At 69.8% G+C, this 26607-nt stretch carries 24 protein-coding genes and 1 riboswitch; of the genes, 13 read left to right on the top strand and 11 right to left on the bottom strand.

Features of this window, described 5'->3' with window-relative positions; translation table 11 throughout:
• Positions 1 to 257: 257 nt before the first annotated feature.
• Positions 258 to 614, top strand: a complete 357-nt coding sequence (erpA, locus tag ACFWBD_RS30070; protein ID WP_057599620.1) for an iron-sulfur cluster insertion protein ErpA — start codon at positions 258 to 260, stop codon at positions 612 to 614.
• Positions 615 to 713: 99 nt separating this feature from the next.
• Here erpA and ACFWBD_RS30075 read toward each other — a convergent pair whose 3' ends face one another.
• Positions 714 to 2549, bottom strand: a complete 1836-nt coding sequence (locus ACFWBD_RS30075) for a hypothetical protein (RefSeq protein ID WP_385673477.1) — start codon at positions 2547 to 2549, stop codon at positions 714 to 716.
• Positions 2550 to 2678: 129 nt separating this feature from the next.
• Positions 2679 to 2888: a hypothetical protein gene (locus ACFWBD_RS30080; protein ID WP_385673480.1), complete on the bottom strand. Its 210-nt coding sequence runs from the start codon at positions 2886 to 2888 to the stop codon at positions 2679 to 2681.
• 130 nt (positions 2889 to 3018) lie between these two features.
• Between ACFWBD_RS30080 and ACFWBD_RS30085 the strand changes: the two genes are divergently transcribed.
• Entirely contained in the window at positions 3019 to 3993 is a 975-nt protein-coding gene (locus tag ACFWBD_RS30085) for a carbohydrate kinase family protein (protein WP_385566960.1), read from the top strand.
• Between the two features lies 1 nt (position 3994).
• On the opposite strand, the gene ACFWBD_RS30090 is transcribed toward ACFWBD_RS30085, so the two are convergent.
• Entirely contained in the window at positions 3995 to 5377 is a 1383-nt protein-coding gene (locus ACFWBD_RS30090; RefSeq protein WP_385673483.1) for a cysteine desulfurase/sulfurtransferase TusA family protein, read from the bottom strand.
• A 284-nt stretch (positions 5378 to 5661) separates the two neighbouring features.
• Here ACFWBD_RS30090 and coxB point away from each other — a divergent pair, with 284 nt between their 5' ends.
• From coxB to ACFWBD_RS30110, 4 genes are all read left to right on the top strand, one after another.
• Positions 5662 to 6621, top strand: coding sequence for a cytochrome c oxidase subunit II (gene coxB / locus ACFWBD_RS30095; RefSeq protein WP_171396787.1), 960 nt, complete (start codon positions 5662 to 5664; stop codon positions 6619 to 6621).
• A complete protein-coding gene (gene ctaD / locus ACFWBD_RS30100) occupies positions 6618 to 8354 on the top strand; it encodes a cytochrome c oxidase subunit I (RefSeq protein ID WP_351752747.1) in 1737 nt (578 codons plus the stop codon). Before coxB ends, ctaD begins: the two co-directional genes overlap by 4 nt.
• On the top strand, positions 8351 to 8749 hold the full coding sequence (locus ACFWBD_RS30105; protein WP_020130001.1) for a cytochrome c oxidase subunit 4: 399 nt from the start codon (positions 8351 to 8353) through the stop codon (positions 8747 to 8749). The genes ctaD and ACFWBD_RS30105 overlap by 4 nt, the downstream gene beginning before the upstream one ends.
• Before the next feature lie 131 nt (positions 8750 to 8880).
• Positions 8881 to 10134 carry an Ig-like domain-containing protein gene (locus tag ACFWBD_RS30110; protein WP_385673488.1) on the top strand — a complete coding sequence of 418 codons (1254 nt, stop codon included), beginning with the start codon at positions 8881 to 8883 and terminating at the stop codon, positions 10132 to 10134.
• Between the two features lie 46 nt (positions 10135 to 10180).
• On the opposite strand, the gene ACFWBD_RS30115 is transcribed toward ACFWBD_RS30110, so the two are convergent.
• Positions 10181 to 10585, bottom strand: coding sequence for a two-component system response regulator (locus ACFWBD_RS30115; protein WP_385673491.1), 405 nt, complete (start codon positions 10583 to 10585; stop codon positions 10181 to 10183).
• Positions 10586 to 10763: 178 nt separating this feature from the next.
• On the opposite strand from ACFWBD_RS30115, the gene ACFWBD_RS30120 reads away from it, so the two are divergent.
• The 6 genes from ACFWBD_RS30120 (at position 10764) to ACFWBD_RS30145 (ending at position 18010) form a co-directional block, all read left to right on the top strand.
• A complete protein-coding gene (locus tag ACFWBD_RS30120) occupies positions 10764 to 11384 on the top strand; it encodes a heme-copper oxidase subunit III (protein ID WP_020129998.1) in 621 nt (206 codons plus the stop codon).
• A 65-nt stretch (positions 11385 to 11449) separates the two neighbouring features.
• Positions 11450 to 12262: a c-type cytochrome gene (locus tag ACFWBD_RS30125; protein WP_385673494.1), complete on the top strand. Its 813-nt coding sequence runs from the start codon at positions 11450 to 11452 to the stop codon at positions 12260 to 12262.
• The gene (locus ACFWBD_RS30130; protein ID WP_385673497.1) at positions 12259 to 13320 is read left to right on the top strand and encodes a Rieske 2Fe-2S domain-containing protein; all 1062 of its coding nucleotides are present in this window, start codon (positions 12259 to 12261) and stop codon (positions 13318 to 13320) included. The genes ACFWBD_RS30125 and ACFWBD_RS30130 overlap by 4 nt, the downstream gene beginning before the upstream one ends.
• Positions 13317 to 14963, top strand: a complete 1647-nt coding sequence (locus tag ACFWBD_RS30135; protein ID WP_385673501.1) for a cytochrome bc complex cytochrome b subunit — start codon at positions 13317 to 13319, stop codon at positions 14961 to 14963. The genes ACFWBD_RS30130 and ACFWBD_RS30135 overlap by 4 nt, the downstream gene beginning before the upstream one ends.
• Positions 14964 to 15107: 144 nt before the next feature.
• Positions 15108 to 16172, top strand: coding sequence for an anthranilate phosphoribosyltransferase (trpD, locus tag ACFWBD_RS30140; protein WP_385673504.1), 1065 nt, complete (start codon positions 15108 to 15110; stop codon positions 16170 to 16172).
• A gap of 180 nt (positions 16173 to 16352) precedes the next feature.
• A riboswitch (SAM riboswitch) is annotated at positions 16353 to 16469 on the top strand.
• Positions 16470 to 16648: 179 nt separating this feature from the next.
• The gene (locus tag ACFWBD_RS30145; RefSeq protein WP_385673506.1) at positions 16649 to 18010 is read left to right on the top strand and encodes an aminotransferase class V-fold PLP-dependent enzyme; all 1362 of its coding nucleotides are present in this window, start codon (positions 16649 to 16651) and stop codon (positions 18008 to 18010) included.
• Between the two features lie 32 nt (positions 18011 to 18042).
• On the opposite strand, the gene ACFWBD_RS30150 is transcribed toward ACFWBD_RS30145, so the two are convergent.
• The 3 genes from ACFWBD_RS30150 to ACFWBD_RS30160 form a co-directional block, all read right to left on the bottom strand.
• Entirely contained in the window at positions 18043 to 18324 is a 282-nt protein-coding gene (locus ACFWBD_RS30150) for an Lrp/AsnC family transcriptional regulator (RefSeq protein ID WP_020129992.1), read from the bottom strand.
• Positions 18325 to 18429: 105 nt separating this feature from the next.
• The gene (locus tag ACFWBD_RS30155; RefSeq protein ID WP_385673509.1) at positions 18430 to 19713 is read right to left on the bottom strand and encodes a hypothetical protein; all 1284 of its coding nucleotides are present in this window, start codon (positions 19711 to 19713) and stop codon (positions 18430 to 18432) included.
• Positions 19710 to 20414, bottom strand: coding sequence for a TetR/AcrR family transcriptional regulator (locus ACFWBD_RS30160; protein WP_385673512.1), 705 nt, complete (start codon positions 20412 to 20414; stop codon positions 19710 to 19712). The genes ACFWBD_RS30155 and ACFWBD_RS30160 overlap by 4 nt, the downstream gene beginning before the upstream one ends.
• 126 nt (positions 20415 to 20540) lie before the next feature.
• On the opposite strand from ACFWBD_RS30160, the gene ACFWBD_RS30165 reads away from it, so the two are divergent.
• Positions 20541 to 21722 carry a cytochrome P450 gene (locus ACFWBD_RS30165; RefSeq protein WP_385673515.1) on the top strand — a complete coding sequence of 394 codons (1182 nt, stop codon included), beginning with the start codon at positions 20541 to 20543 and terminating at the stop codon, positions 21720 to 21722.
• Here ACFWBD_RS30165 and ACFWBD_RS30170 read toward each other — a convergent pair.
• From ACFWBD_RS30170 to ACFWBD_RS30185, 4 genes are all read right to left on the bottom strand, one after another.
• A complete protein-coding gene (locus ACFWBD_RS30170; protein WP_385673518.1) occupies positions 21719 to 23077 on the bottom strand; it encodes a cytochrome P450 in 1359 nt (452 codons plus the stop codon). The two genes, ACFWBD_RS30165 and ACFWBD_RS30170, sit on opposite strands and share 4 nt — an antisense overlap.
• Positions 23078 to 23181: 104 nt before the next feature.
• Positions 23182 to 24540: a cytochrome P450 gene (locus ACFWBD_RS30175; RefSeq protein ID WP_385673521.1), complete on the bottom strand. Its 1359-nt coding sequence runs from the start codon at positions 24538 to 24540 to the stop codon at positions 23182 to 23184.
• Between the two features lie 9 nt (positions 24541 to 24549).
• Positions 24550 to 25467 carry a hypothetical protein gene (locus tag ACFWBD_RS30180; RefSeq protein ID WP_385673524.1) on the bottom strand — a complete coding sequence of 306 codons (918 nt, stop codon included), beginning with the start codon at positions 25465 to 25467 and terminating at the stop codon, positions 24550 to 24552.
• Positions 25464 to 26531 carry a polyprenyl synthetase family protein gene (locus ACFWBD_RS30185; protein WP_385673527.1) on the bottom strand — a complete coding sequence of 356 codons (1068 nt, stop codon included), beginning with the start codon at positions 26529 to 26531 and terminating at the stop codon, positions 25464 to 25466. Before ACFWBD_RS30185 ends, ACFWBD_RS30180 begins: the two co-directional genes overlap by 4 nt.
• Positions 26532 to 26607: the final 76 nt, after the last annotated feature.

Raw genomic sequence — 26607 nt, forward strand, 5'->3', positions numbered from 1 at the left:
TTCGTCGATCTGACGTTATCTATCATAACCCGCTTCACGTCACTTTGACGATGGTCATCGCGTCGATGTGACGTGAATCCCCCGCCCCGGCCGGCGCCGCTCCGAAGGCCGCTGTCCGCCGCATCGCGCGTGTGCGAGCATGAAAGGCAAGAAGAGGAAAGAAGTGGAAACACGACTCCTCGGCGCGGAATGAATCCGCGGCCCCGACGGTTGGAAACGTCGGCAAGCAGTCTCCGTACAACCCGGGAGAGATGTAGATGTCCGTATCGGACGAGAAGACCACTGTCAGCGACGGCATCCTCCTGTCCGACGCTGCCGCGGCGAAGGTCAAGGCCCTGCTCGACCAGGAAGGCCGCGAGGACCTGGCACTGCGCGTCGCCGTTCAGCCCGGCGGCTGCTCCGGCCTGCGCTACCAGCTCTTCTTCGACGAGCGTGCGCTCGACGGTGACGTGGTGAAGGACTTCGACGGCGTCAAGGTCGTCACCGACCGCATGAGCGCCCCGTACCTGGGCGGCGCCTCCATCGACTTCGTCGACACCATCGAGAAGCAGGGCTTCACGATCGACAACCCGAACGCGACGGGCTCCTGCGCCTGCGGCGACTCCTTCAGCTAGGTCGCCCGTTCGCACCGCTGAACGACACGAAGGCGGCGGCCCCCTCCAACGGGGCCGCCGCCTTCGCGTTCGCGTCGCGCGAACCGCTGCCGCCGGGCGTTACCGGGTCTGCGGCAGCCGAGCCCCCGGCTTCTCCAGCGGGATCGCGCCGCCGTCCGACCCGACCACCTTCCGGCTGCCCAGCGACTCGTCCAGGTGCACGGTCTGGTGGTACTCCTTGGCGATCAGGATGCAGATCTTGTCCGGCCAGGGCGTCTCGGTCACGGTGACCTTCACCTCGTCGCCGCTCTCCGCCGCCGTGGCCTTGTAGTCGCCGCACACCCCGCCGGTGAAGCTCACGGTCAGCTCCTCGCCCTCGACGGCGTAGCCGTCCACCTTCACGTCACGCGTCCCCGAGGAGGCGGTCGGCGTCGGCGTCGTGGCCGACTGCAGATACGCCGGCTCGACGGCCGGCTGTGTCACCGTGTAGCCGCCCGCGACCCCTGCGGCCTTCACGTCGAACAGCCAGGACGGTACGAGCACCTGTCGTCCGCCCGAGGTGTGCGGGGCGAGCCCGAGCACCGCGTCCTCGACCGTCGCCGTCTGCGCCTGGGGAGCGGCCGTGGAGGCGCCGCAGGGACTCTCCAGCCGGTCCTTCAGCGGCACCGGACTGGCACAGCCGCCGATGCCCATCCGGTGGTCCGTCCCCGGCCCCGCGTTCAACGCGTCCAGCGCCTCCTGCGCGCTCAGCAGGGGGTACGTGTCGCCCTTCACCGGCGTTTCCAGCTGCCCGTTCCCGGCGACGACCTCGCCCTGGGCGCTCACGCCGATCCCGGTCGTCCAGCCGTAGGTGGGCAGATCACCGAACACCGGTTCGGCGTTCACCATCCGCTGGCTGCCCATGACCTGGCTCGCGTCCACCTCGGCGCCGTCCTGTCCGACGGCCTTCAGGACCGGTGCCGCCGCCTTCTTCGCGGCCGCCTCGCTCACCGGGCCGGCGGCCGGGGTCGCGGGATCCACGGCGCACTTGTCGGTGCCGCCCGTGCAGTTGTCGGTGCCGGGCGCGTACCGGGTGAACGTCCACATCCCCGGCGCCTGCCGGTTCACCCGCAGCACCGGGCCCGAGCCGTCGTTCCCCGCGCCGACCTTCCAGGCCTCCCCGTCGACGACCGGCGTCCCCTCGGCCCCCAGCGCCTTCGCCAGCCGGGCCACCTCGTCCTTCGTGACCTCGCCCTTCGCCCAGTAGACGGGCGCGGAGCCGGGACCGTCGGGAAGGGCGCCGTCGGCCTTGTAGGTCACCCCGTAGGGGTTCGGCTCACCGGGCGCGATGCCGCTCGTGCCGCCCTCGGGGGCACCCGTACCCCCGGAGTAGTCGTCCAGCGGGAGCGCCGCGGGCGTGCCGTCCCCGGACGGCGCCCCGGAGCCTGCACCCCCACCGGAGCCGCCGACCGCACTGGAGGTCAGATAGGCCCCGCCCCCGCCCACCAGCAGCACGGCGGCCGCGACGGAGGCGATGAGCACGGGGGAGCGGCGCCGCGGGCCGGCCGGGGGCGCGTGCTCGGCCACCGGCCCGACGACATGCTCGTCCGTACCGGAGCCGGGACCGGAGCCGGGACCGGTGGGCGCCGCGTCGGCGTCGACGGTGGCGTCGGCCTCGGAGGCGGCGACCCGCGGACCGGCGTCGGCGGTGGTGTCGGTCTCCGAAACAGCGGGAGCCCCGGCATCGGAGCCGACGGGAGCCCCGGCATCGGAGCCGACGGGAGTGCCGGGAAGGCCGGCCTCGTTCTCCGGGACGCCGGTCTCGTCGGCCGGCGCGTCCTCGACCCGCGCGTCCTCGGTCCGCGCCTCCCGGACCTCGGCCTCCCGGACCTCGGCCTCCCGGACCTCGGCCGTCTCCGAACCCGTCTCCTCCGGCTCGCGCGCGGCGTCGTCGTTCTCGGGTCGCTCGGTGTTCACCGCATCGCTCCTTCGGCTGCCCTGCTGGCGTACCTCACGTCCCCTTTACGGGGGACGGCGATGGGACGCGACGGGGGAGCGCACGGTTCCCTCCCGAGCGCCGTTCCGAAGGAAATCGAGGGATTACCCCTAGTTGCCGTAGTCCGGCATCGCCTCCAGCAGTCGCGCCGACGTCGCCGGAACGGTCACGCCGAGGATGAGTGACGGGGAGACCGGGCGGGAAGTGATCTTCTCCGGGGCGGCCCAGTGCCGCGCCATCCGGGCGCCGTCACCACGCAGTGACGCCAGGTCGCCGTCGAGGTCGGCCGGAGAGGGGGTGTGGACCTTGAGGTTCGTCATAGCCGAACCGTATGCACGCCTGAGCCGGCGAAGAAAGATCTACTATCGGGTAGTTTCCACTGCTTCAGTGGCGCGGGTCGACCGGGTAGCGTGAACTGTCAATCCCCCTCCCCACAGGAGAGTCCACGCCGTGCGCATCGCAGTCACCGGCTCCATCGCCACCGACCACCTCATGACGTTCCCCGGCCGCTTCGCCGACCAGCTCGTCGCGGACCAGCTGCACACGGTCTCGCTCTCCTTCCTGGTCGACAACCTGGACGTACGCCGGGGCGGCGTGGGCGCGAACATCGCCTTCGGCATGGGACAGCTGGGTACCGACCCGATCCTGGTCGGCGCCGCGGGCGCGGACTTCGACGAGTACCGGGCCTGGCTGGACCGGCACGGCGTCGACACCGGGTCGGTCCGCATCTCCGAGACCCTGCACACGGCCCGCTTCGTGTGCACCACCGACGCCGACCACAACCAGATCGGCTCCTTCTACACCGGCGCGATGAGCGAGGCCCGCCTCATCGAGCTGAAGACCGTCGCCGACCGGGTGGGCGGCCTGGACCTGGTCCTGATCGGCGCCGACGACCCGGAGGCGATGCTCCGCCACACGGAGGAGTGCCGTTCCCGCTCGATCTCCTTCGCGGCCGACTTCTCCCAGCAGATCGCCCGTATGAACGGCGACGAGATCCGGATACTGCTGGAGGGCGCGACGTACCTGTTCTCCAACGAGTACGAGAAGGGCCTCATCGAGTCCAAGACGGGCTGGACGGACGCCGAGATCCTCTCCAAGGTCGGCCACCGCGTCACCACCCTCGGCTCGCGCGGCGTCCGTATCGAGCGGGCCGGCGAGGACCCGATCGAGGTCGGCTGCCCGGAGGAGGAGGCCAAGGTCGAGCCGACGGGCGTCGGTGACGCCTTCCGTGCCGGCTTCCTCTCCGGCCTGGCCTGGGGCGTCTCCCACGAGCGCGCCGCGCAGATCGGCTGCATGCTCGCCACCCTCGTGATCGAGACGGTCGGCACCCAGGAGTACCAGCTGCGCCGCGCCCACTTCATGGACCGCTTCACCAAGGCCTACGGCGACGAGGCCGCCACCGAGGTCCGCAAGCACCTGGCGTGACTCAGGACAGCCGGCGGACCACAAAGGCCGAGCCTCGGTCCGCCGGCTCCTCACCCACGTACTCCTGCTCCCGCATCTCGCACCACGCGGGGATGTCCAGGCGGGCCGCCTCGTCGTCGGACAGCACCCGCACCGTGCCCCCGACCGGCACCTCCCCGATGACCTTCGCCAGCTCGATGACGGGAATCGGACACCGCTTGCCCAGCGCGTCCACGACGAGCGCGTCGCCGCGCACAGCGGCATCGGCCACCGCGACGGGCGCCCCGAGCTTCTCCCGCACCCCGGCCACCGCCCCCGGCAGCACGGCGAGGAACCGCTCGACGTCCTCCTCGGCGACTCCCATCGGCAACGAAACCCGCACGTTCCCCTCACTCAGCACCCCCATCGCCTTCAGCACATGGCTGGGCGTCAGCGTGCTGCTGGTGCACGACGACCCGGAGGAGACGGAGAACCCCTCCCGGTCCAACTCGTGCAGCAGCGCCTCCCCGTCGACGTACAGGCAGGAGAAGGTGACGATCCCCGGCAGCCGCCGCAGTGGATCCCCGACGACCTCCACATCCGGTACGACGGCTCCCACCCGCGCCCGGATCCGCGCCGTCAGCGCCCGCAGCCGTACCGCCTCGGCCGCCGCCTCCGCCCGCACCGCCCGCAGAGAGGCCGCCGCGGCCACGATCGCCGGAAGGTTCTCGAACCCGGCCGCGCGCCCCGACTCCCGCTCGTCCACCGGCCCCTGGACGGCGAACCGCACCCCCTTGCGCACCGCGAGCACCCCCACCCCGGAGGGCCCGCCCCACTTGTGCGCGCTCGCCGTCAGCACCGACCAGGGACCCTCCACCGGCCCCCAGCCGAGCGACTGGGCCGCGTCCACCAGCAGCGGCACCCCCGCCTCCCGGCACAGTTCGGCCACGGCCGCCACCGGCTGTTCGGTCCCCACCTCGTGGTTGGCCGACTGGAGACAGGCGAGCGCGGTGTCGGGGCGCAGGGCGTCGGCGTACGACTCGACGGCGACCGCACCGGTGCGGAGCACCGGCACCCGGGTCACCGTCCCGCCCTCCGCCTCGAACGTCTCGGCCGAATGGAGTACCGAGGAGTGTTCGACGGCAGACACGATCAGGTGACGTCCGACCCGCCGGCGTCCGGCCGACACACCGGCGATCCCGGTGTGGACGGCCCGCGTGCCGGAGGAGGTGAACACCGTCTCGTCCGGCCGGCAGCCCACGGCCTCCGCCATGGCCTCCCGGGCCGCGTCGAGCAGGATCCGGGCCCGCCGCCCCTCCCGGTAGAGGCGTGCGGGGTCGGCCCATCCGTCGTCGAGTGAGGCCAACAGGGCCTGCCGGGCAACGGGATGAAGGGGAGCGGCGGAAGCAGCGTCGAAGTAGCCCACACGGCAACGTTAGAACGAGGGCGGGTCAAACGGGGGCGCGGGGAACTGCGCGACCAGCCACGACGAGGCCCGCACACGCCAAAGCACCTGAATCCCCGAGCTACTGGGCGCTTTCGGGTGACCCCTCGCGCGTATGCCACCCTCCCCGCGAACCCCCGGAGGGCGTCGGCTAGGGTTTGGTCCGCATAAACATCCAAACCCCTGCCCGACGCAGGGCGGCGACCGACCCGCGAGAAGGCAGGCCGCAGCCAACCGCGCGGGCGAGACTCTCGGGAAGGCGCTACGTGAGTCCCAACGGCTCCGACCGCTCGCCGCGGCGCCCGATGCGGCGGAAGCTGCTCCAGGCAATGACCGCGGGCCTGGTCCTGGCGACCGCCACCGGTTGCACATACAAGGACTTCCCCCGCCTTGGTATGCCCACCCCGGTCACAGAAGAGGCTCCGCGGATCCTCTCCCTGTGGCAGGGCTCCTGGGCAGCCGCGCTGGCCACCGGCGTGCTGGTGTGGGGCCTGATCCTGTGGAGTGCTTTCTTCCACCGGCGCAGCCGCACCAAGGTCGAAGTTCCTCCGCAGACCCGGTACAACATGCCCATCGAGGCGCTGTACACGGTGGTTCCGATCATCATCGTCTCGGTGCTGTTCTACTTCACGGCCCGTGACGAGTCGAAGCTGCTCAGCCTCGACAAGAAGCCCGATGTCACGGTGAACGTGGTCGGCTTCCAGTGGAGCTGGTGCTTCAACTACATCGAGAGCGTCGACGGTTCCGACGGGGACGCGAAGACCGACAAGAACCTGGCCGCGATCCCGGACCGGTTCAAGACGGACTTCCCCGACAACGCCGGCGGCGTCTACACCTGCGGTACTCCCGGTGAGCGGAACCCGCAGACCAACAACCCCGGCCCGACCCTCTGGCTCCCCGAGGGCAAGACGGTCCGCTTCGTCCTCACCTCGCGTGACGTCATCCACTCCTTCTGGGTGGTGCCGTTCCTGATGAAGCAGGACGTCATCCCGGGCCACACCAACTCCTTCCAGGTGACCCCCAACAAGGAGGGCACCTACCTGGGCAAGTGCGCCGAGCTCTGCGGCGTAGACCACTCGCGGATGCTCTTCAACGTGAAGGTCGTCTCCCAGGAGCGCTACGAGCAGCACCTCAAGGACCTCGTGAAGAAGGGGCAGACCGGTTACGTTCCCGCGGGCATCGAGCAGACGAGCCACGAGAAGAACCGGGAGACGAACAACCTGTGAGCATCCTCAACGAACCCCAGGGTGCCGCCGCAGCTGAGGACTCGTACGAGAACGAGCTGCCGGTCAGGCGCAAGCAACCCGGCAACGTCGTGGTGAAGTGGCTGACGACCACCGACCACAAGACCATCGGTACGTTGTACCTGGTCACGTCGTTCGCGTTCTTCTGCATCGGTGGCGTGATGGCGCTCCTCATGCGCGCCGAGCTCGCTCGGCCGGGCCTGCAGATCATGTCGAACGAGCAGTTCAACCAGGCGTTCACGATGCACGGCACGATCATGCTGCTGATGTTCGCGACGCCGCTGTTCGCCGGCTTCACGAACTGGATCATGCCGCTCCAGATCGGCGCGCCGGACGTCGCCTTCCCGCGGCTGAACATGTTCGCCTACTGGCTCTACCTGTTCGGCTCGCTCATCGCCGTCGCCGGCTTCCTCACCCCGCAGGGTGCCGCCGACTTCGGCTGGTTCGCCTACGCCCCGCTGTCGGACGCGGTCCGCAGCCCGGGCATCGGCGCCGACATGTGGATCATGGGTCTGGCCTTCTCCGGCTTCGGCACCATCCTCGGCTCGGTCAACTTCATCACCACGATCATCTGCATGCGCGCGCCCGGCATGACGATGTTCCGGATGCCGATCTTCACGTGGAACGTCCTGCTGACCGGTGTCCTGGTCCTGCTGGCCTTCCCGGTCCTCGCGGCCGCGCTGTTCGCCCTGGAGGCGGACCGCAAGTTCGGCGCCCATGTCTTCGACGCGGCCAACGGCGGCGCGTTGCTGTGGCAACACCTCTTCTGGTTCTTCGGCCATCCAGAGGTGTACATCATCGCGTTGCCGTTCTTCGGGATCATCTCCGAAGTGATCCCGGTGTTCTCCCGCAAGCCGATGTTCGGCTACATGGGCCTGATCGCGGCCACCATCTCGATCGCCGGTCTCTCCGTGACGGTGTGGGCGCACCACATGTACGTCACGGGTGGCGTACTGCTGCCGTTCTTCTCCTTCATGACGTTCCTCATCGCCGTGCCGACGGGCGTGAAGTTCTTCAACTGGATCGGAACGATGTGGAAGGGCTCACTGTCCTTCGAGACGCCGATGCTGTGGGCGACGGGCTTCCTCATCACCTTCACCTTCGGTGGTCTGACCGGCGTCATCCTGGCCTCGCCGCCGATGGACTTCCATGTGTCCGACTCGTACTTCGTGGTGGCGCACTTCCACTACGTCGTCTTCGGCACCGTCGTCTTCGCGATGTTCTCCGGCTTCCACTTCTGGTGGCCGAAGTTCACCGGCAAGATGCTCGACGAGCGCCTCGGCAAGATCACCTTCTGGACGCTGTTCGTCGGCTTCCACGGCACCTTCCTGGTCCAGCACTGGCTGGGCGCCGAGGGCATGCCCCGCCGGTACGCCGACTATCTGGCGGCCGACGGCTTCACCGCCCTGAACACGATCTCGACGATCAGCTCGTTCGTCCTCGGTCTGTCCGTCCTGCCGTTCCTCTACAACGTGTGGAAGACCGCCAAGTACGGCAAGCCGGTCGGCGTCGACGACCCGTGGGGCTACGGCCGCTCCCTGGAGTGGGCGACCTCCTGCCCGCCGCCGCGCCACAACTTCCTCACCCTGCCGCGGATCCGCAGTGAATCCCCGGCGTTCGACCTGCACCACCCCGAGATCGCCGCGCTCGAGCAGCTGGAGCACGCCGGCCACGGTGCCAGCGCCATCTCGGGCAGCAAGGAGGCCGGCAAGTGAAGATCCAGGGCAAGATGTTCGTCTGGCTGAGCGTCTTCGTCCTCGTCATGGCGATCGTCTATGGCGTGTGGTCGAAGGAGCCGGCCGGTACCACGGCCCTCTTCCTGGCCTTCGGCCTGTGCATCATGATCGGCTTCTACCTGGGCTTCACCGCCCGGCGGGTCGACGCGGGCGCGCAGGACAACAAGGAGGCGGACGTCGCGGACGACGCCGGCGAGCTGGGCTTCTTCAGCCCGCACAGCTGGCAGCCGCTGTCGCTGGGCATCGGCGGCGCCCTGGCCTTCCTGGGGGTCGCTGTCGGCTGGTGGCTGCTGTACTTCTCCCTGCCGCTGATCCTCATCGGTCTCTGGGGCTGGGTCTTCGAGTACTACCGCGGTGAGAGCCGCACCCAGTAGCACGTGCCGGACGCAGGCTGAGCCCGGACACTCCGTCAGGAGGGTCCGGGCTCACGCTTTTGCCGCAATGATGCTCCTCCGTCCGTGTCACTCAGCGCGCCGCCGTTGACGCGGCTCCCTAGCGTGAAGCCATGAGCCACGAACCCCGCCCTCGCACCGTCGTCGGCTGCACCCTGCTGGTGATCGCCCTGGGCGCGGTCGCAAGCGCCTGCGGCTCGGACGGCAACCCGCTCTCCGCGCGCCCCTACGACGCGACGGACCAGATCTCCTTCAACAACCTCGCCGGCGACGGGAAGAAGACCGACCCGGACAAACCCCTTGAGGTCACCGCGCAGGACGACGACCGCATCACGGACGTCACCGCCGTGGACGGCGCAGGCCGCTACGTGGCGGGCGAACTCGCCGCCGACGGCAGCCGCTGGCACAGCACCGAGCCGCTGGCCGCGAACGCCCACTACACGGTCCGCGTGAGCACCGAGGACGACGACGGCGCCCCCGGCCGCCGGGTGCTCACCTTCGACACCGGCAAGCCCGCCTCGAAGAAGCGCCTGACGGTCGAGTTCGGCCCCGACGCCGGCGAGTACGGCGTCGGCCAGCCCGTCACCGCCAAGCTGGACCAGCCCGTCAAGGACCCCGCCCAGCGGGCCGTCGTCGAACGCGCCCTCAAGGTCGACTCCACACCGTCCGTGCAGGGCGGCTGGCACTGGGTGGACGACAAGGAGCTCCACTACCGGCCCCAGGAGTACTGGCCCGCCCACGCCACCCTGCGGGTGCACAGCAACCTGGACGGCATCAAGATCAGTGACCGGCTGTGGGGCGGCCCCACGAAGGACCTCAAGCTCACGATCGGCGACCGGGTCATCGCCGTCACGGACGCGTCGTCGCACTCCATGACGGTCTTCAAGAACAACGAGGAGATCAACCAGATCCCCGTCACCACCGGCAAACCCGGCTTCGAGACCCGCAACGGCGTCAAGGTCGTCCTGGGCAAGGAGTACTTCGTACGGATGCGCGGCACCACCGTCGGCATCGCGGAAGGCTCCTCGGACTCCTACGACCTGCCCGTGTACTACGCCACCCGCGTCACCTGGAGCGGCGAGTACGTCCACGCGGCCCCCTGGTCCGTGGGCTCGCAGGGGTACGCGAACGTCAGCCACGGCTGTACCGGCATGAGCACGTCCAACGCCGAGTGGTTCTTCGACCACATCCGCCAGGGCGACGTCGTCCAGGTCGTGAACAGCTACGGCGACACGATGGAGACCTTCGGCAACGGCTTCGGCGACTGGAACCTGGACTGGAAGAAGTGGAGCAAGGGCAGCGCGCTGACGGGCGGCAGGCAGAAGGCGGAGCAGGACACGTCGAGACTGCGGCCTGCGGCGGTCTAGGCGCTACCGGGGGCGCGGGGGAACCCCACGCGCCCCTCCGCCCCCGCTAGGCGCTCTGCTGAAGGCTCTTGCGCCGCAGCAGGGACGCCAGGGCCGAAGCGAACTCCACGGGCTCCACAGGCAGCGTCACAGCCGCGTCAGCGCGGCTCCAGGTGGCGAGCCAGGCGTCCTGGGGCCGCCCGATGAGCAGGAGCACCGGCGGGCACCGGAAGACCTCGTCCTTGATCTGCCGGCACAGCCCCATGCCGCCCATGGGCGCGGCCTCGCCGTCCAGGACGACGACGTCGACGCCGCCCCTGTCCAGCTCCCGCAGCACCGCCGCAGGCGTCGCGCACTCCAGGAACTCCACCACGGGGACGTCCGGCGCGGGCCTGCGCCCGGTCGCGAGCCGGACCTGCTCGCGGTTGTTGGAGTCGTCGCTGTAGACCAGCACCGTGGCGGTCGCCTGCATGCTTCCTCCGTGACATCAGCGTCGTACGGACAGAACCGATGTCGCGGATGCTACTCCCTCGGACTCGTCGTCAACACCGCTTGGAACACCACTTCGATGGGCCATCCGGGCAGTACACACGGTGCGAACACTCCGAACGGCACCCCCCGGAGTGAGGGCGGGATAAGGGACCGACATAATGTCGGTCGTGGCGACAGCAACGACAGTAGAAACCGGGCACGCGCACCCGTCGGTCAATCGGCCGAACCTCACCAGCGTCGGAACCATCATCTGGCTGAGCTCCGAGCTGATGTTCTTCGCGGCCCTCTTCGCGATGTACTTCACCCTGCGATCAGTGACGGGTCCTGATCACTGGAAGGAAATGGCCGAGGCCCTGAACTTCCCGTTCTCGGCCACCAACACCACGATTTTGGTGCTCTCCTCCCTCACCTGCCAGCTCGGCGTCTTCGCCGCCGAGCGCGGTGATGTGAAGAAGCTGAGGATGTGGTTCATCGTCACCTTCATCATGGGTGCGATCTTCATCGGCGGTCAGATCTTCGAGTACACGGAGCTGGTGAAGAAGGACGGGCTCTCGCTCTCCTCGGATCCGTACGGCTCGGTGTTCTACCTGACCACCGGTTTCCACGGCATGCACGTGACGGGCGGCCTCATCGCCTTCCTGTTCGTCCTCGGGCGCACCTACGCGGCCAAGAGGTTCACCCACGAGCAGGCGACCGCGGCCATCGTCGTGTCCTATTACTGGCACTTCGTCGACGTCGTCTGGATCGGCCTCTTCGCCACGATCTACATGATCAAGTAGCCGGGCACGCTCGCTCCCGCACATCCCACGCATCGACGCAGAAGATCCTGACACCGGGGTAATCCGTGAAAAAGCTCTCCGCACGACGACGCCATCCGCTGGCGGCGCTCGTCGTCCTACTCCTCGCGCTGGCGGCTACCGGGGGGCTGTACGCCGCGTTCGCGCCCGCGGGCAAGGCGCAGGCAGACGACACCGCCCAGTCCCTCGCCATCGACGAGGGCAAGAAGCTCTACGCCGTCGGCTGCGCCAGCTGCCATGGCACCGGCGGTCAGGGGACCTCCGACGGTCCGAGCCTGGTCGGCGTGGGCGCCGCCGCCGTCGACTTCCAGGTCGGCACCGGGCGTATGCCCGCGGCGACCTCCCAGGGCCCCCAGGTGCCCGCGAAGAAGGTCATCTACACGCAGGCCGAGATCGACCAGCTCGCCGCGTTCATCTCCTCCCTGGGCGCCGGCCCGTCCGTCCCGACCGACGCCGAGTACGGCCCGGAAGGCGCGGACATCGCCAAGGGTGGCGAGTTGTTCCGCACCAACTGCGCGCAGTGCCACAACTTCACCGGCAAGGGCGGCGCCCTCACCAAGGGCAAGTACGCTCCGACCCTCGAGGACGTGGACCCGAAGCACATCTACGAGGCCATGCAGACCGGCCCGCAGAACATGCCTTCCTTCCCCGACACCACCCTGTCGGAGCAGAACAAGAAGGACATCATCGCGTACCTGCACGCGGTCAACAGCGACGATACGAACAACCCCGGTGGTCTGGAACTGGGCGGCCTCGGGCCGGTCAGTGAGGGACTTTTCGCCTGGATCTTCGGTCTCGGTGCCCTGATCGCGGTCGCCGTCTGGGTCGCCGCTCGGACCGCAAAGGCCAAGAAGTCATGAGTAGCCAAGACACTCCAGAAGAGAACCTGCCCGCTGAGCAGGGCCACGCACACGGCAGCGCCGTAGGCGTCGCGGACGAGCAGAACCCGTTCGCGGACCCGGGGCTGCCGCCCCACGAACACCGCATCCAGGACATCGACGAGCGGGCCGCCAAGCGGTCCGAACGTGCGGTCGCCTTCCTGTTCACGCTGTCGATGCTCGCCACGGTCGGTTTCATCGCCGCGTACGTGGCGATCCCCGCCGACAGGTCGATCTTCGTGTTCCCGATCGGCCACCTCAGCGCGCTGAACTTCGCGCTGGGTCTGACGCTGGGCACGGCGCTGTTCACCATCGGCGCCGGCGCGGTCCACTGGGCCCGCACCCTGATGTCCGACGTGGAGGTCGCCGACGACCGGCACGCGATCGCCGCGCCCCCCGAGGTCCGTGCGAAGGTCCACGCGGACTTCAAGCAGGGTGCCCAGGAGTCCGCGCTCGGCCGTCGCAAGCTGATCCGCAACACGATGTTCGGCGCGCTCGCCCTGGTGCCGCTGTCGGGTGTCGTGCTGCTGCGCGACCTCGGCCCGCTGCCCGAGGACAAGCTGCGTCACACGCTGTGGGCCAAGGGCAAGCTGCTCGTCAACATGAACACGAACGAGCCGCTGCGTCCCTCGGACGTCGCCGTCGGTTCGCTCACCTTCGCCAAGCCCGAGGGCCTGGAGGAGCACGACGAGGAGTTCCAGAACGAGATCGCCAAGGCGGCCCTGATGATCGTCCGGCTCCAGCCGGACAACATCAAGGACAAGCAGGAACTCGACTGGTCCTACCAGGGCATCGTGGCGTACTCGAAGATCTGCACCCACGTCGGTTGCCCGATCTCGCTGTACGAGCAGCAGACGCACCACGTGCTGTGCCCCTGCCACCAGTCCACCTTCGACCTCTCCGACGGTGCCCGAGTGATCTTCGGCCCCGCCGGCCACGCCCTGCCGCAGCTGCGCATCGGTGTGAACGACGAGGGCTATCTCGAGGCGCTCGGCGACTTCGAAGAGCCCGTCGGTCCTGCTTTCTGGGAGCGCGGATGAGCACGAACGAGTACACCGAGAGCAACGAGTCCCGTGACCGCGGGAAGGCTCCGGCCGGCGAGCGTATCGCCGACTGGGCCGACGGCCGGCTGGGGATCTACTCCCTCGCCAAGGCCAACATGCGCAAGATCTTCCCCGACCACTGGTCGTTCATGCTGGGTGAGATCTGCCTCTACAGCTTCATCATCATCATCCTCACGGGTGTGTACCTGACGCTGTTCTTCCACCCGTCGATGAACGAGGTGGAGTACCACGGCACCTACGTCCCGCTCCAGGGACAGCTGATGTCGGAGGCGTTCAGCTCGACCCTGCACATCTCCTTCGACGTGCGCGGCGGTCTGCTCATCCGGCAGATCCACCACTGGGCGGCGCTGATCTTCCTCGCCGGCATGTTCGTGCACATGATGCGGGTGTTCTTCACGGGCGCGTTCCGCAAGCCCCGTGAGGTCAACTGGCTGTTCGGCTTCCTGCTGTTCGTCCTGGGCATGTTCACCGGTTTCACCGGTTACTCGCTCCCGGACGACCTGCTGTCCGGCACCGGTGTCCGCTTCACCCAGGGCGCGATCCTGTCGATGCCGATCGTCGGCACGTACATCTCGTTCTTCCTCTTCGGCGGCGAGTTCCCGGGCCACGACTTCGTGGCGCGGTTCTACTCGATCCACATCCTGCTGCTGCCGGGCATCATGCTCGGCCTGGTGGTCGGCCACCTGATCCTGGTCTTCTACCACAAGCACACGCAGTTCGCGGGCCCCGGAAAGAGCAACAAGAACGTCGTCGGCATGCCGCTGCTGCCGGTGTACATGGCCAAGGCCGGAGGCTTCTTCTTCCTGGTCTTCGGCGTGATCGCGGTCATCGCGGGCATCGCGCAGATCAACCCGATCTGGGCCATGGGCCCCTACCGTCCGGACCAGGTGTCCACCGGCGCCCAGCCCGACTGGTACATGGGCTTCGCCGAGGGCCTGATCCGCTTCATGCCGGGCTGGGAGATCAACTACTGGGGTCACACGCTCGTCCTGGGCGTGTTCATCCCGCTGGTCCTCTTCGGTGTCGTCCTCGCGGCGCTGGCCCTGTACCCCTTCATCGAGGCCTGGGTCACCGGCGACAAGCGCGAGCACCACATCCTGGACCGTCCGCGCAACGCGCCCACCCGTACGGCCCTGGGCGTCGCCTGGGTCACGATGTACATGATCACGTTGGTCGGCGGCGGTAACGACCTGTGGGCCACGCACCTCCACCTGTCGATCAACTCGATCACCTGGTTCGTCCGGATCTTCTTCTTCGTCGGACCGGTCATCGCGTATGTCTTCACCAAGCGGATCTGCCTCGGCCTCCAGCGCCGGGACCGGGACAAGGTGCTGCACGGTCGTGAGACCGGCACCATCAAGCGCCTGCCGCACGGTGAGTTCATCGAGATCCACGAGCCGCTCAGCCAGGAGCAGCTGCACACCCTCACGTCGCACGAGCAGTACGAGCCGGCCGCGATCGGCGCCGCTGTCGACGAGAACGGTGTCGAGCGCAAGGTGAAGAGCAAGGAGAAGCTCCGCGCCAAGATCAGCGGGGCGTACTTCGGTGAGGACCAGCAGATTCCGAAGCCCACCGTGGAGGAGTACAAGGAGATCACGAGCGGCCACGGCCACCACTGATCGCTGAGGCGTCGCCACGCCACAGGAAAGGGCCCCGTCCGGTCTTCGGACGGGGCCCTTTGCCGTGCCCACCGGCTGGATAGGGTGGGGTGGCACCTTGTCACGAGGCGCACGACGCACACGACGACACACGCAGGAGCGGCTATGAGCGCTGTGACCCCCGCTGGAGGCGACACCGCGGCGGGCCGTTCCTGGCCCGAGGTGCTGAACGGCCTGCTGTACGGCCGCGACCAGGACGCCGACGCCACGTTCTGGGCGCTCGACCGGATCATGCGCGGCGAGGCGACCGACGCGCAGATCGCCGGGTTCGTGGTGGCGCTGCGGGCCAAGGGCGAGACCGTCGCGGAGATCAACGGGCTGGTCCGGGCGATGTACGAGCACGCCAACCTGATCGAGGTGCCCGGCCCGACCGTCGACATCGTCGGCACGGGCGGCGACGGCGCGAAGACGGTCAACATCTCCACGATGTCGGCGATCGTCGTGGCCGGCGCGGGCGCCACGGTCGTCAAGCACGGCAACCGGGCCGCGTCCTCCGCGTCCGGCGCCTCGGACGTCCTGGAGAAGCTCGGCGTCAATCTGGAGCTGACCCCGCGGCGGGTGGCCGAGGTGGCCCAGGAGGCCGGGATCACCTTCTGCTTCGCGATCAAGTTCCACCCGGCGCTGCGTCATGTGGGCGCCGCGCGCGGCCAGTTGGGCATCCGCACGGTGTTCAACGTGCTCGGCCCGCTGACCAACCCCGCCAAGGTGCGGGCCCAGGCGGTCGGGGTCGCCGACCCGCGCATGGCGCCGGTCGTCGCGGGCGTCTTCGCCGAGCGCGGCAACTCGTCCCTGGTCTTCCGGGGCGACGACGGTCTCGACGAGCTGACCACGACGGCCACGTCCCATGTGTGGGTCGTCCGCGACGGCAAGGTCACCGAGGAGTCCTTCGACCCGCGTGACGTCGGCCTGGAGCTGGTCCCGGTCGAGGCCCTGCGGGGCGGGGACCCGTCGTACAACGCGGAGGTCGCCCGCCGCCTCCTGGAGGGCGAGACGGGCCCGGTGCGCGAGGCCGTGCTGCTCAACTCGGCGGCGGCGCTCGTGGCGCTCGAGCCGGGCACCGGGACGCTGGCGGAGCAGCTGCGGGCCGGGATGGACAGGGCGGCGGAGTCGATCGACTCGGGAGCGGCCAAGCGGGCCCTGGAGCGCTGGGTGGCCGCCAGCAACGCGTAGGCGCTCCGCCTGCGGTGCCGCGAGGGCCGTGGGTCGTCCGCGGCGCCGTCGTGGCCGGTCGCGCCCACGCGGCGGAGCCGCACATGAGCCCCGCGCTCCTTCGGGGCTCTGCCCCGGGCCGTCCCGCGATCCGGACACGGGTTGCGGGGCGGCGATCACTTCACGTACGTTCCTGTACCAGGTCATGAGTGACAGTCATGAGGCCCCGGCCGACTGTCCGGCAACCCTCCGTCCGTGGCGGGGTGCCCCGGGTGAAGACCAGGCCGTAGGCAGCGAGGTCTACGGCAAGCGCGGACCCCTCGCACTCTTCCGAGTGAGCGCCACCAGGGGTCCTGGTCGTCGAGGGAGCCTTCCGTGAGCAAGCGAATGCGATAGGGCGTAGAGCCCCGCCTCCGCACACCCCTTTCACCTTCCTCCGTGCTCGAGCCATGTCCGCTCGCACGGCGGTTCCCCCTTGCCTCTCACGGGAGTTCGCCATGTCTGTCTCCACCGCTGCCGCCGCCCGTACCGTTTGTGCACAGCTGCCCGTTCTGGGACGGGATGTCACGGTCCCGCTCGTGACGGGCGGCGAGGTCAGTTACGCGGCGCTCGACTACGCGGCCAGCGCCCCCGCCCTCCAGCGCGTCTGGGACGACGTGGCGGCCTACGCCCCGTACTACGGCAGCGTGCACCGGGGCGCCGGCTACCTCTCGCAGCTGTCCACGGACCTCTTCGAGAACGCCCGCAGGACGGTGACCGAGTTCCTGGACTGCCGGCCCGACGACCAGCTGGTCTTCACCCGCTCGACGACGGACTCCCTCAACCTGCTGGCCCGGGCCCTGCCCGCCGACTGCCAGGTCTTCGTCTTCGAGACCGAGCACCACGCCTCGCTGCTGCCCTGGAAGGACGCCCGGGTCACCTACCTCAACGCCCCGCGCACCCCGCGCCAGGCCGTCGAGACGCTGGAGCGGGCCCTCGCCGGGCGTGACCCCTACGGCCCGGCCCTGGTCTGCGTCACCGGCGCCTCGAACGTCACCGGCGAGCTGTGGCCGGTGCGCGAGCTGGCGGCCGCCGCGCACGCGCACGGCGCCCGGATCGTCCTGGACGCCGCCCAGCTGGCCCCGCACCACCCGGTCTCCGTGCAGGAGCTCGACGTCGACTGGGTGGCCTTCTCCGGCCACAAGCTGTACGCGCCCTTCGGCGCCGGCGTCCTGGCCGGCCGTGCCGACTGGCTGGCCGAGGCCGACCCCTACCTCGCGGGCGGCGGCGCCAGCCGCAAGGTCACGCGGCGCGAGGACGGGGGAGTGGACGTGGAGTGGCACGAGAACGCCGCCCGCCACGAGGCCGGCTCCCCGAACGTGATCGGCGCCTACTCCATCGCCTCGGCGTGCAAGGCCCTCACCGAGGCGGGCTTCGACAGCCTGGTCGCGCGGGAGGAGTACCTGATCGCGAAGGTGCGGGACGGCCTGGCCGAGGTCCCGCAGGTGAAGGTGCTCTCCCTGTTCGGCGACGACGCCCCGCGGGTCGGAGTGATCTCCTTCGTCGTCGAGGGCTGGAACAGCTCCCACTTCGCCGCCGCCCTCTCCGCCGAGTACGGCATCGGGGTCCGCGACGGTCTCTTCTGCGCCCACCCCCTGGTCCGCACGCTGCTGGGCAGCGACCCCCAGACCCAGGGCGAGTGCGGGGCCCCCGAGGCGGCGCCCGGCGAGAAGTCCCTCAACGCGATCCGGGTGAGCTTCGGCGCGGGCACCCCGGACGAGCACGTGGACCGCTTCGTGAACGCGGTGCGCGAGCTGGTCAGCGAGGGCGCGCAGTGGCAGTACCGGACGGAAGACGGCCGCTGCGTGCCCGAGGTGTGAGCGACGGTCCGCCGGAGGCGGTGTTCAGGCGGTCAGGAGTCCAGCCCGATCGCGAACGCCGCCTCGAGGTCGTGCTGCGAGTAGGTACGGAAGGCGACGTGCGTGTCCGTGCCCTCCACGCCGGGGATCTTGCTGATGCTGCCCGGGATGACCTCCGCCAGGTCCTCGTGCTCCTTCACCCGCACCATGGCGATCAGGTCGTACGTCCCGGTGACGGAGAAGACCTCGCTGACGGAGTCCAGCGAAGCGATCCGCTCCGCGATCTCGGGAATCCGGTCCACGCTGGTCTTGATGAGGACGATCGCGGTGATCACGGCTGGTTCTCTCCCTCGGGGGGCCGGAGCTGGGCGGGCTTCACTCTATGACGTGAGCGGTGGCTCACCAAAGGGACGGTGGCGGGCAGCGCCGCACAGCCGCGGTCAGCGGACCAGATCCGTCAGGGAACCGCGCAGCGTCTCACGCAGGCGCCGCATCTGCTCGGGGGCGTACGTCCAGCTGTCGTACTCGTTCTGGACGAGCAGCCGGCCGCCGAAGCTGGCGACCCCGATCTTGGGCGGCATGCCCGGCGCGTTGGCCGTACCGCCGAAGCGGAGCAGCTCCACATCCCCGGGGACGGGGTGCGCGGGGATCCGCCCGACGTTGGAGATCCCGTAACTGACGACCGGGACGGGCACCGCGATGCCCCGGGCACCGGCCCGCAGCGCGGCCAGCAGGAACCGCTCGGGGTCGCGCCGCGCCAGCGCGCCGGCCACCTGGTCGGCGACCTCCCGGCCCACCGTCTCCGGCCGGTCGTCGTGGCGGACGGCCAGCGTGGTCTGCAGGCCGGTGATGCAGTTGAGCACGGTGCTCAGGGGCAGTTCGGGGCTCAGTCGGGTGCGCAGGTCGACGCCGTGACCGCAAGTCATCGTCAACGGGCCCTGCTCAGGCGCGAGTTGTGCGCGTACGGCGGTCAGAACCAGCCCTGTGACAAGGCTGTTGACGGTCACCCCGCGGGTCCGGGCGGCGGCCACCACGACGTCGGTGGTCTCCGCGGGGAACTCCAGCCGGTCGACCACGAAGCGGCGCGTCGCAGCCGGCCGGTCCGGGCGCCCCACCCCCTCGGTGGGCAGGGTCGCGGGCTTGGCGTCGGCCGGCCCGCCCTGCGCGATCGCGTCGACCAGGGCGTCGACCTCCGCGTCCGGCAGGGCGCCGGCCAGCCGGGTGTCGACGGCCTCGGGCAGCTCCTCGCGCCGCTCGGCGGACGGGCTCCCGCCGGCCGCGAGGGCGGTGTAGTACCGCCAGAACTCGTCCAGCACGGCGAAGGCCGAGCGGCCGTCGGCCACCCCGTGATGGACGCCGAGCACCACCTGGCTGCGCTCGCCGTCGGTGAGCAGCCAGGCGTGCAGCAGGCTCTCGGTCCAGTCGGGCCGCGTGTTGATCAGCTCGGCGTAGGTGTCCTCGATGCCGTCGAGCAGGGTGAGCGGTGGCCGGCACCGGTCGCGGACGCGCAGCAGGAGCCCCGCGTCGCCGGCCGTCACCTCGGAGCGCAGGATCGGATGGTGCTCGGTCAGCAGGCCGAGAGCCCGCCGTATCAGCTCCGGGTCCAGCCGGCCGCGTACCAGGGACTCCACGAACGCCGGCATGTCGTACAGGGGGAGGCCCGCCGCTCCCAGGTCCAGGAAGTAGACGCTCTCGAAGGGCGATACGGGGCGTTGACGCGTCATGGTGCGGAGGTCTCCGATCTCGGTGGGCGAAGGGAATCTTCCTGCCGGGCCGCCGTCCGGGGAGCGGAGCCGAGGCGGTGCAGTGCGGCCTCGAACTGCTCCGGACCGAGCGGCGGCTCGGGCAGCGGGTGGGTTGCCTGCGGGCGCAGACCGTCCAGCACCAGGGCCAGATGGCGCCGCCAGGACCCGGGGGCGGCGGGCGTGGCCAGGCCCAGCGCGGTCAGGAGGAACAGCAGGTCCTCGACGGTGAGGTCGGCGCGGATCGTGCGCTGTTCCTGGCCGCGCAGCAGGAGCGTCTCGAGCGTGCGCCGGTTCTCCTCGCGCAGGGTGTCGAGCGTGGGAACGCCCCGGATGCCGGTGGTCATCAGGTCGCCGGCGCCCCGGTCGGCGGCAAGCAGGGTGAAGACCATGTCCAGATAGGCGGTGAGGCCGCTCCAGGCGTCCGCCCGGTTCCGGGTCTCCCGGGCCGCGTCCAGGATCGGGGCCAGCGCGTCCCTGAAGACGGTCTCGATCAGTTCGGCCCGGTCGGTGAAGTGGCGGTAGAGCGTGGCGTTGCCGACTCCGGCCCGGCGGGCGATGTCGTCCAGCGGCGCGTCCACCCCGCGTTCGGCGTAGATCTCCCGGGCGGCGGCGATCAGTGTCTCGCGGTTGCGGCGCGCGTCGCTGCGCCGGGGTGTGCGTCGCTCGTCTCCGACGGCCATGGGCGGCACACTAACACCAAAACCGGGGACAGCTCCCCGTTTCGTTGCTAGGGTCGCGCCGTCCACTGGGGGAGTACTCCCCGCTCACCCGCACCAGCGAGTTCGAAGCGAGGAACACCGTTGTCCGTGACGGGATCTGCAGATCTGTCAGCACTTGGCACGCCGTTCGTCGACAATCCGTATCCGGTGTACGAGCGGATGCGCGAGCAAGGGCCCGTGCACCGAGCCCGGACCGCCGCTTCGGGCGAGTTCTGGCTCGTCGTGGGACATGCGGAGGCGCGTGCCGCACTGGCCGACGCACGGCTGTCCAACGACATCAGGCACTCGGCCGGGTGGCAGGACGACGGGGGCAACTCGATCGGCCTGAACATGGTGCAGACGGATCCGCCCCAGCACACCCGGCTCCGGGGGCTCGTGGCGAAGGAGTTCACGACCCGGCGCATCGAGGCGCTGCGCCCGACGATCCAGCGGATCACGGACGACCTGGTGGACGCCATGCTGCCGCTGGGCCGCGCGGACCTGGTCGAGTCGTTCGCGTTGCCGTTGCCGCTGGCCGTGATCTGCGAACTGCTCGGTGTGCCGGCGAGCGACCGCAAGACCTTCCACGACTGGTACCTGGAGAGCACCGACTTCACCCGGCCCGAGGTCGCCGCCGCCGCGGCCCAGGCCATGACGGGGTACCTCGCAGAACTCCTCGCGGCCAAGCGGCGCGAGCCGGGCGAGGACCTGCTGAGCGCGCTGGCCGGCCGCCTGGGCGAGGAGGACGGGCTCACGCCCGAGGAGATGCTCGGCATGGCGTTCGTGCTGCTGGTGGCCGGCTACGAGACGGCGGCCAACCTGCTGTCCAGCGGAACGCTCGCCCTGCTGCGCCACCCGGATCAGCTGGCGTTGCTGCGCCGCGACTGGTCGCTGCTGGGGAACGCCGTGGAGGAGATGCTCCGCTACGAAGGGCCGGTGGAGACCACGGCGTTCCGCTACACCAAGGAGCCCGTGGAGATCGGCGGCACGGTGATCGACGCGGGGGAGTCCGTGGCCGTCGTCCTGGCCGCCGCGTCCCGCGATCCGCGGCGGTTCGCCGAGCCCGACCGTTTCGACATCCGGCGCGACACCCGCGGACACACGGCCTTCGGCTACGGCATCCACCACTGCCTGGGCGCGCCGCTGGCCCGGATGCAGGGCGCCATCGCCTTCCGGACCCTGCTGGAACGGTGCCCCGGCCTGGCCCTGGACACCGACCCCGGCGACCTGCGGTGGCGCCCCAGCCTGATGCTGCGCGGTCTGCACGCGCTGCCCGTCACCTTCGGCTAACGCGGTTCGGGCACCATCGGCAGCGCTCCGGCCGTCAGGCTCATCTCGGCCCGGGGCGAGACGGTGGTGCCCGGTACGGGCCGCAGCCGCCAGCGGGAGGCGAGGGCGGCCAGCGCCAGCGTCGCCTCCGTCATCCCGAAGACATCGCCGATGCACTTGCGGCTGCCCGCCCCGAAGGGCAGATACGAGCCACGGGTGACGTCCTTGGCACGTTCGGGCAGCCATCGGTCCGGGTCGAAGACCTCCGGGCGCGGGAAGAACTCCGGGATGCGGTGGATGACGTAGGGGCTGACGAGTATGTCCGCCCCGGCCGGCAGCGGGTGGCCGGCCAGCTCGGTGGGCTGGGTGGTCATCCGGGTGAACATCCAGGCCGGCGGGTACAGGCGCAGGGTCTCGGTGAAGATCCGCTGGGTGTGGGCGAGCTTCGGCACGTCGGCGTACGTCGGTGTCCGGCCGCCCAGCACCTCGTCGACCTCCGCGTGCAGCCGCGCCTCCGCCTCGGGATGGGCCGCCAGCAGGTGCCAGGTCCAGGTCAGCGCGCTCGCGGTGGTCTCCACACCGGCCAGCAGCAGGGTCATGACCTGGTCGTGGACCTCCTGGTCGGTCAGCGCGCCGCCGTCCTCGTCGTCCCGTGCCGCCAGCAGTGCGGACAGCAGGTCGCCGCGGTCCTCGCCGGAGCGCCGGTAGTCCCCGACGATGCCGTCGATGAGGGTGTGCAGCCGGTCGAGCGCGGCGTCGAACTCACGGTTGGCGGCCAGCGGCAGCCTGGCGATCAGGCCGGTGGGATCGAGCGCCCGGCGGAACGCGCCGCGCACCATGACGGGCAGGCTGCGCTGGATCTCCGCGACCGAGTGCGGCGCCATCGCCGTCGAGAACAGCGCGCGCGCCGTCACCCGCGCGGTCAGCGCCTGCATCGCGTCACCGACGTCGACCGGCCGGCCCGCCCGCCAGGTCTCCGCGTGTGCCGCGCACTCCTCCCGCATCACCTCGGCGTACGTCGCGATGCGCGCGGTGTGGAAGGCCGGCTGGACCATCCGCCGCTGCCTGCGGTGGTCGGCCCAGTCGGACGTGATCAGTCCGTTGCCGAGGATGGGACGGGCCTTCTCCTTCACCGGGCCTCCGGTGTCGTAGACCCGCGCGTTCAGCAGCACGTCCTGCACCAGTTCCGGATGGCAGGGCAGATAGGTGAGCCGGCTGCCCAGCCGCAGCTCGACCAGGTCGCCCAGGTCGGCCAGCGAGGAGAGGTACTCCAGCGGGCGGCGCGCCAGCTGCAGCGCATGGCCCACCAGCGGAAGCCGGCCCGGAGCCTTGGTGATCCGCCAACTGCGCCTGGCCAGGTCGGAATCGGTTTTCATGCCGGATGCGCCCCCTGAAGCGGTACGGATGAACGAGAAGGGAAGACGGACGGACGTGAGGGAGGGAGGAGAAGGAGAAGGGAGAAGGCAAGGGAGCAGAGAGGTCAGCGGCGTTCCAGGACCATGGGCAGCGGGCCCGCCTCCAGGGTGGCCTTCGGCTCCGGGCGCAACCGGCTCCCGGCGGCCGGGAGCAGCCGCCAGCGGGCGGCGACGGTCGCCACGATCAGCGCGGTCTCGGTGAGCGCGAGGACGTCGCCGATGCACTTGTGGCTGCCCGCGCCGAACGGCAGCAGGGCCCCGCGCGGCACCTGGGCCGCCCGCTCGCCCTCCCAGCGCCCCGGGTCGAAGGTCTCGGGGTCCGGGAAGAGCTCGGGATTGTGATGCAGGGCGTAGGCGCTGTACAGGATCATCGTTCCGGCGGGGATCGTCCGGCCGCCGAGCTCGACGTCCTCGGCCGCGACCCGCATCGCCATCCAGGACGGCGGGTAGAGCCGCAGCGCCTCGGTGATGACGTTGCGGGTGTACGGCAGCGCTGGCAGGTCTTCGTAGACCGGTGTGCGTCCCTGCAGAGCCGTGTCCACCTCGGCGTGCACGCGCCGCTCCACCTCGGGCAGCGTGCCCATCAGATGGAAGACGAAGGCCAGGGTGGAGGCGGTGGTCTCGCTGCCGGCGACCAGGAAGGTGACGACCTGGTCCAGGATCTGGCCGTCGTCCAGCTTCTCCCCGGTGTCGGGATGCTCCGCCCGCAGCAGGGTGGACAGCAGGTCACCGTGGTCCGCGTCGGACCTGCGCCGCAGCCCGATCATGTCCGCGACGATCTGCCGCAGCCGTGTGTTGGCGTGGTCGTAGGCGCGGTTTCCCGGAGTGGGCAGCCTCTCCAGGACGCCCAGCGGGGCGACGGTCCGCCGGTAGATGCCGTGCGAGACCGTCCGCAGGCACTGCCGGGCCTCCTCGATGGTGTCCTGGTCGAGCCCGGTGGAGAAAAGGGTGCGGGCGGCGACCCGCATCAGCAGGGCGTGCATGGCGTCGCCGATGTCCCGGGTCTCGCCGGCCCGCCAGGTGTCGGTGACGGTGCGGGTGTCCGCGGCCACCGCCGTCGTGTAGGCGGCGATCTTCGTGGTGTGGAAGGCGGGCTGGATGAGCCGGCGCTGGAAGCGGTGCTCCTCGCCGCGGGAGACCGACAGGCTGTTGCCGAGGAGCTGCCGTGCCTTGTCGAAGACGCCGCCCTTGTCGAAGACGCGCGGGTTGAGCAGGACGTGCCGGACCAGTTCGGGGTGGGCCGCGAGATAGGCGCGGGAGGGGCCGAGCCGGAGTTCGACCAGGTCGCCGTGTGCGGGGAGCGAGGCGAGGAACTCCAGGGGGCGGCGCCACAGCGCGGGGACGTGCCCGAGCAGCGGCACGGCACCGGGCGCGGTGCCGATCCGCCAGGACCGTTCCACCGGGGGTGACTTCGGGGTGCGCATCCGGGGCCCCTACTGGATCCGTGAGTTGACGTCGTTGACCGCGGCCTGGTAGCGCCGGTCCCGGGTGGTCCACACGAAGTTGCCCTGGACGAGGTCGAGCAGCACGTCCCGGGTGAGGGGGTCGAAGGCCTTGATGCATTCCATGTCCTCGGCCATGTCGTCGAGGCGGGCCTGGAAGAACGCCTGGAAGTCGGCCTCGTCGGCCATGTCGCACAGGCGGAAGCAGTTGGTGATCTGCCCGAGGGCGTGCTCGCGTTCGTAGGAGTAGAAGTCGTTGACGATGGCCAGACCGCGGGCGGTCATCCGGGCGGCCAGCCCCGTCTTGGAGTGCTCGGTCAGCTCGGGGTGGCGGTAGATCGGGTAGGACATCCGCATCCAGAAGTCCACGCCGACGTCGGTGACGCGGAAGCGGAAGTACTGCTCGGGCGAGGTGCTGCAGAGCACGGTCTTGAGCGCCGAGTCACGGAACATGTGGTCGCTGGTGACGAAGGCGCGGGCGCCCTCGTACGCGAACTCCGCGTCCTGTGGGGCGTAGTAGCGCTCGCACACCGCGCGCAGCTGGGGCAGGAAGAGGTCGAAGTCGTGCAGGCCGGGGTCCATGTCGTCCCACACGAAGGTCACGCAGTTCAGTACGCAGACGGCCTTGAACGCTTCCATGTCCTTGATGTGGCGGGCGCTCTGCGACCAGCGCACGACGTCCATGTAGGAGATCCAGCGCTTGTCCGAGACGCTCTTGCCGAGTGGAGCGACGGCGCGGTTGCAGGCGTCGATGACCTCGCGCAGCTCGGCGTCCGTCATCGGCACCTTCCGGGCCTCGTGGCCGATGTGCCGGTCGAACAGGGCGGCGAACCGGTCGGTGCACTCCTGCCAGCGGCGGGCCGTCCCCGCCGGGGCCGGTGCGGTCGGTGCGGTCAGATCCGTGGTCATGAGTTCCTCCTGGTGGCCGTGGCGGAGAGGTGCTTGAGGGCGGTGACCGCGTCGGTGGTGAAGGGGGCGGAGTCCAGCACGCCCAGCGCCCGCCGGTAGCGGTCGTCGATCATGCGTTCGACGGCGTCCCGGGCGCCGGTGGCCGCGAAGATCGCGCGGACCTCCTCGGCGCCGGTCTCGTCCAGACCGGGATCGCCGATCAGCGTGCGCAGCCGGGAACGCTGTGCCGCGTCGCCCGCGCGCAGCGCCAGCGCGACCAGGGTGGTGTTCTTGCCGGCCCGCAGGTCGTCCAGACGCGACTTGCCGGTGTCACGGATGTCGCCGTACACGCCCAGCAGATCGTCGCGGAGCTGGAAGGCCTCTCCCAGGGGCAGCGCGTACGCCGTACAGGCGGCCAGGGCCCGCGCGTCGGCTCCTGCGAGGGCGGCGCCGATGTGCAGTGGCCGTTCGACCGTGTACTTGGCGGTCTTGTAGCGGTTGACGGTCAGCGTGGCTTCGACGTCGTCGGTGAGCTCGCCGGTCGCCCGCAGGTCCAGGTACTGGCCGAGCATGACCTCGGTGCGCATCTCGGTGAGGATCGGATACACCGCCGCCGATTGTGCGGGGGTGAGGCCGGCCGTGTGCAGCAGGTGGTCCGACCACGCGAAGGCCAGGTCGCCCAGCAGTACGGCGCCGCCGATTCCGGACCGCTCGGTGCGGTCGTCGCCGCGTTTTCCGGCGAGTATCCGGTGGATGGTCGGACGGCCGCGCCGGGTATCGCTGTCGTCCATGATGTCGTCATGGATGAGAGCGAACGCGTGAAACATCTCGAGTGAGGCGGCCACTCGTATCACGGCCGTCAAGTCATTTTTCCCGCCGGTCGCCTGCCACCCCAGTACGGCGAGAATCGGACGTATTCGTTTGCCGCCCACCAAGAATTCTTCAAGTAATTTCACAAGGCGGGTCAACTGTCGTTGCCCGAAATTCTTTCGGTGATTCTCCAGGAAATCAAAGAGGACGGTGTCCACGGCGGCCCTCGTGGCAACCGGGTCCAGTATGTCGGGAGAAATGGTATGGATGCTCATGTTTCTGCGCTACATCCCCACTCGTAGGGCTCGCGAAATCGGTTCCGCGCACAGGACGGAACGGCGTCAGGGCGGA

It is taken from the genome of Streptomyces sp. NPDC060002 (genome assembly GCF_042737245.1).
Taxonomy (GTDB): Bacteria; Actinomycetota; Actinomycetes; order Streptomycetales; family Streptomycetaceae; genus Streptomyces.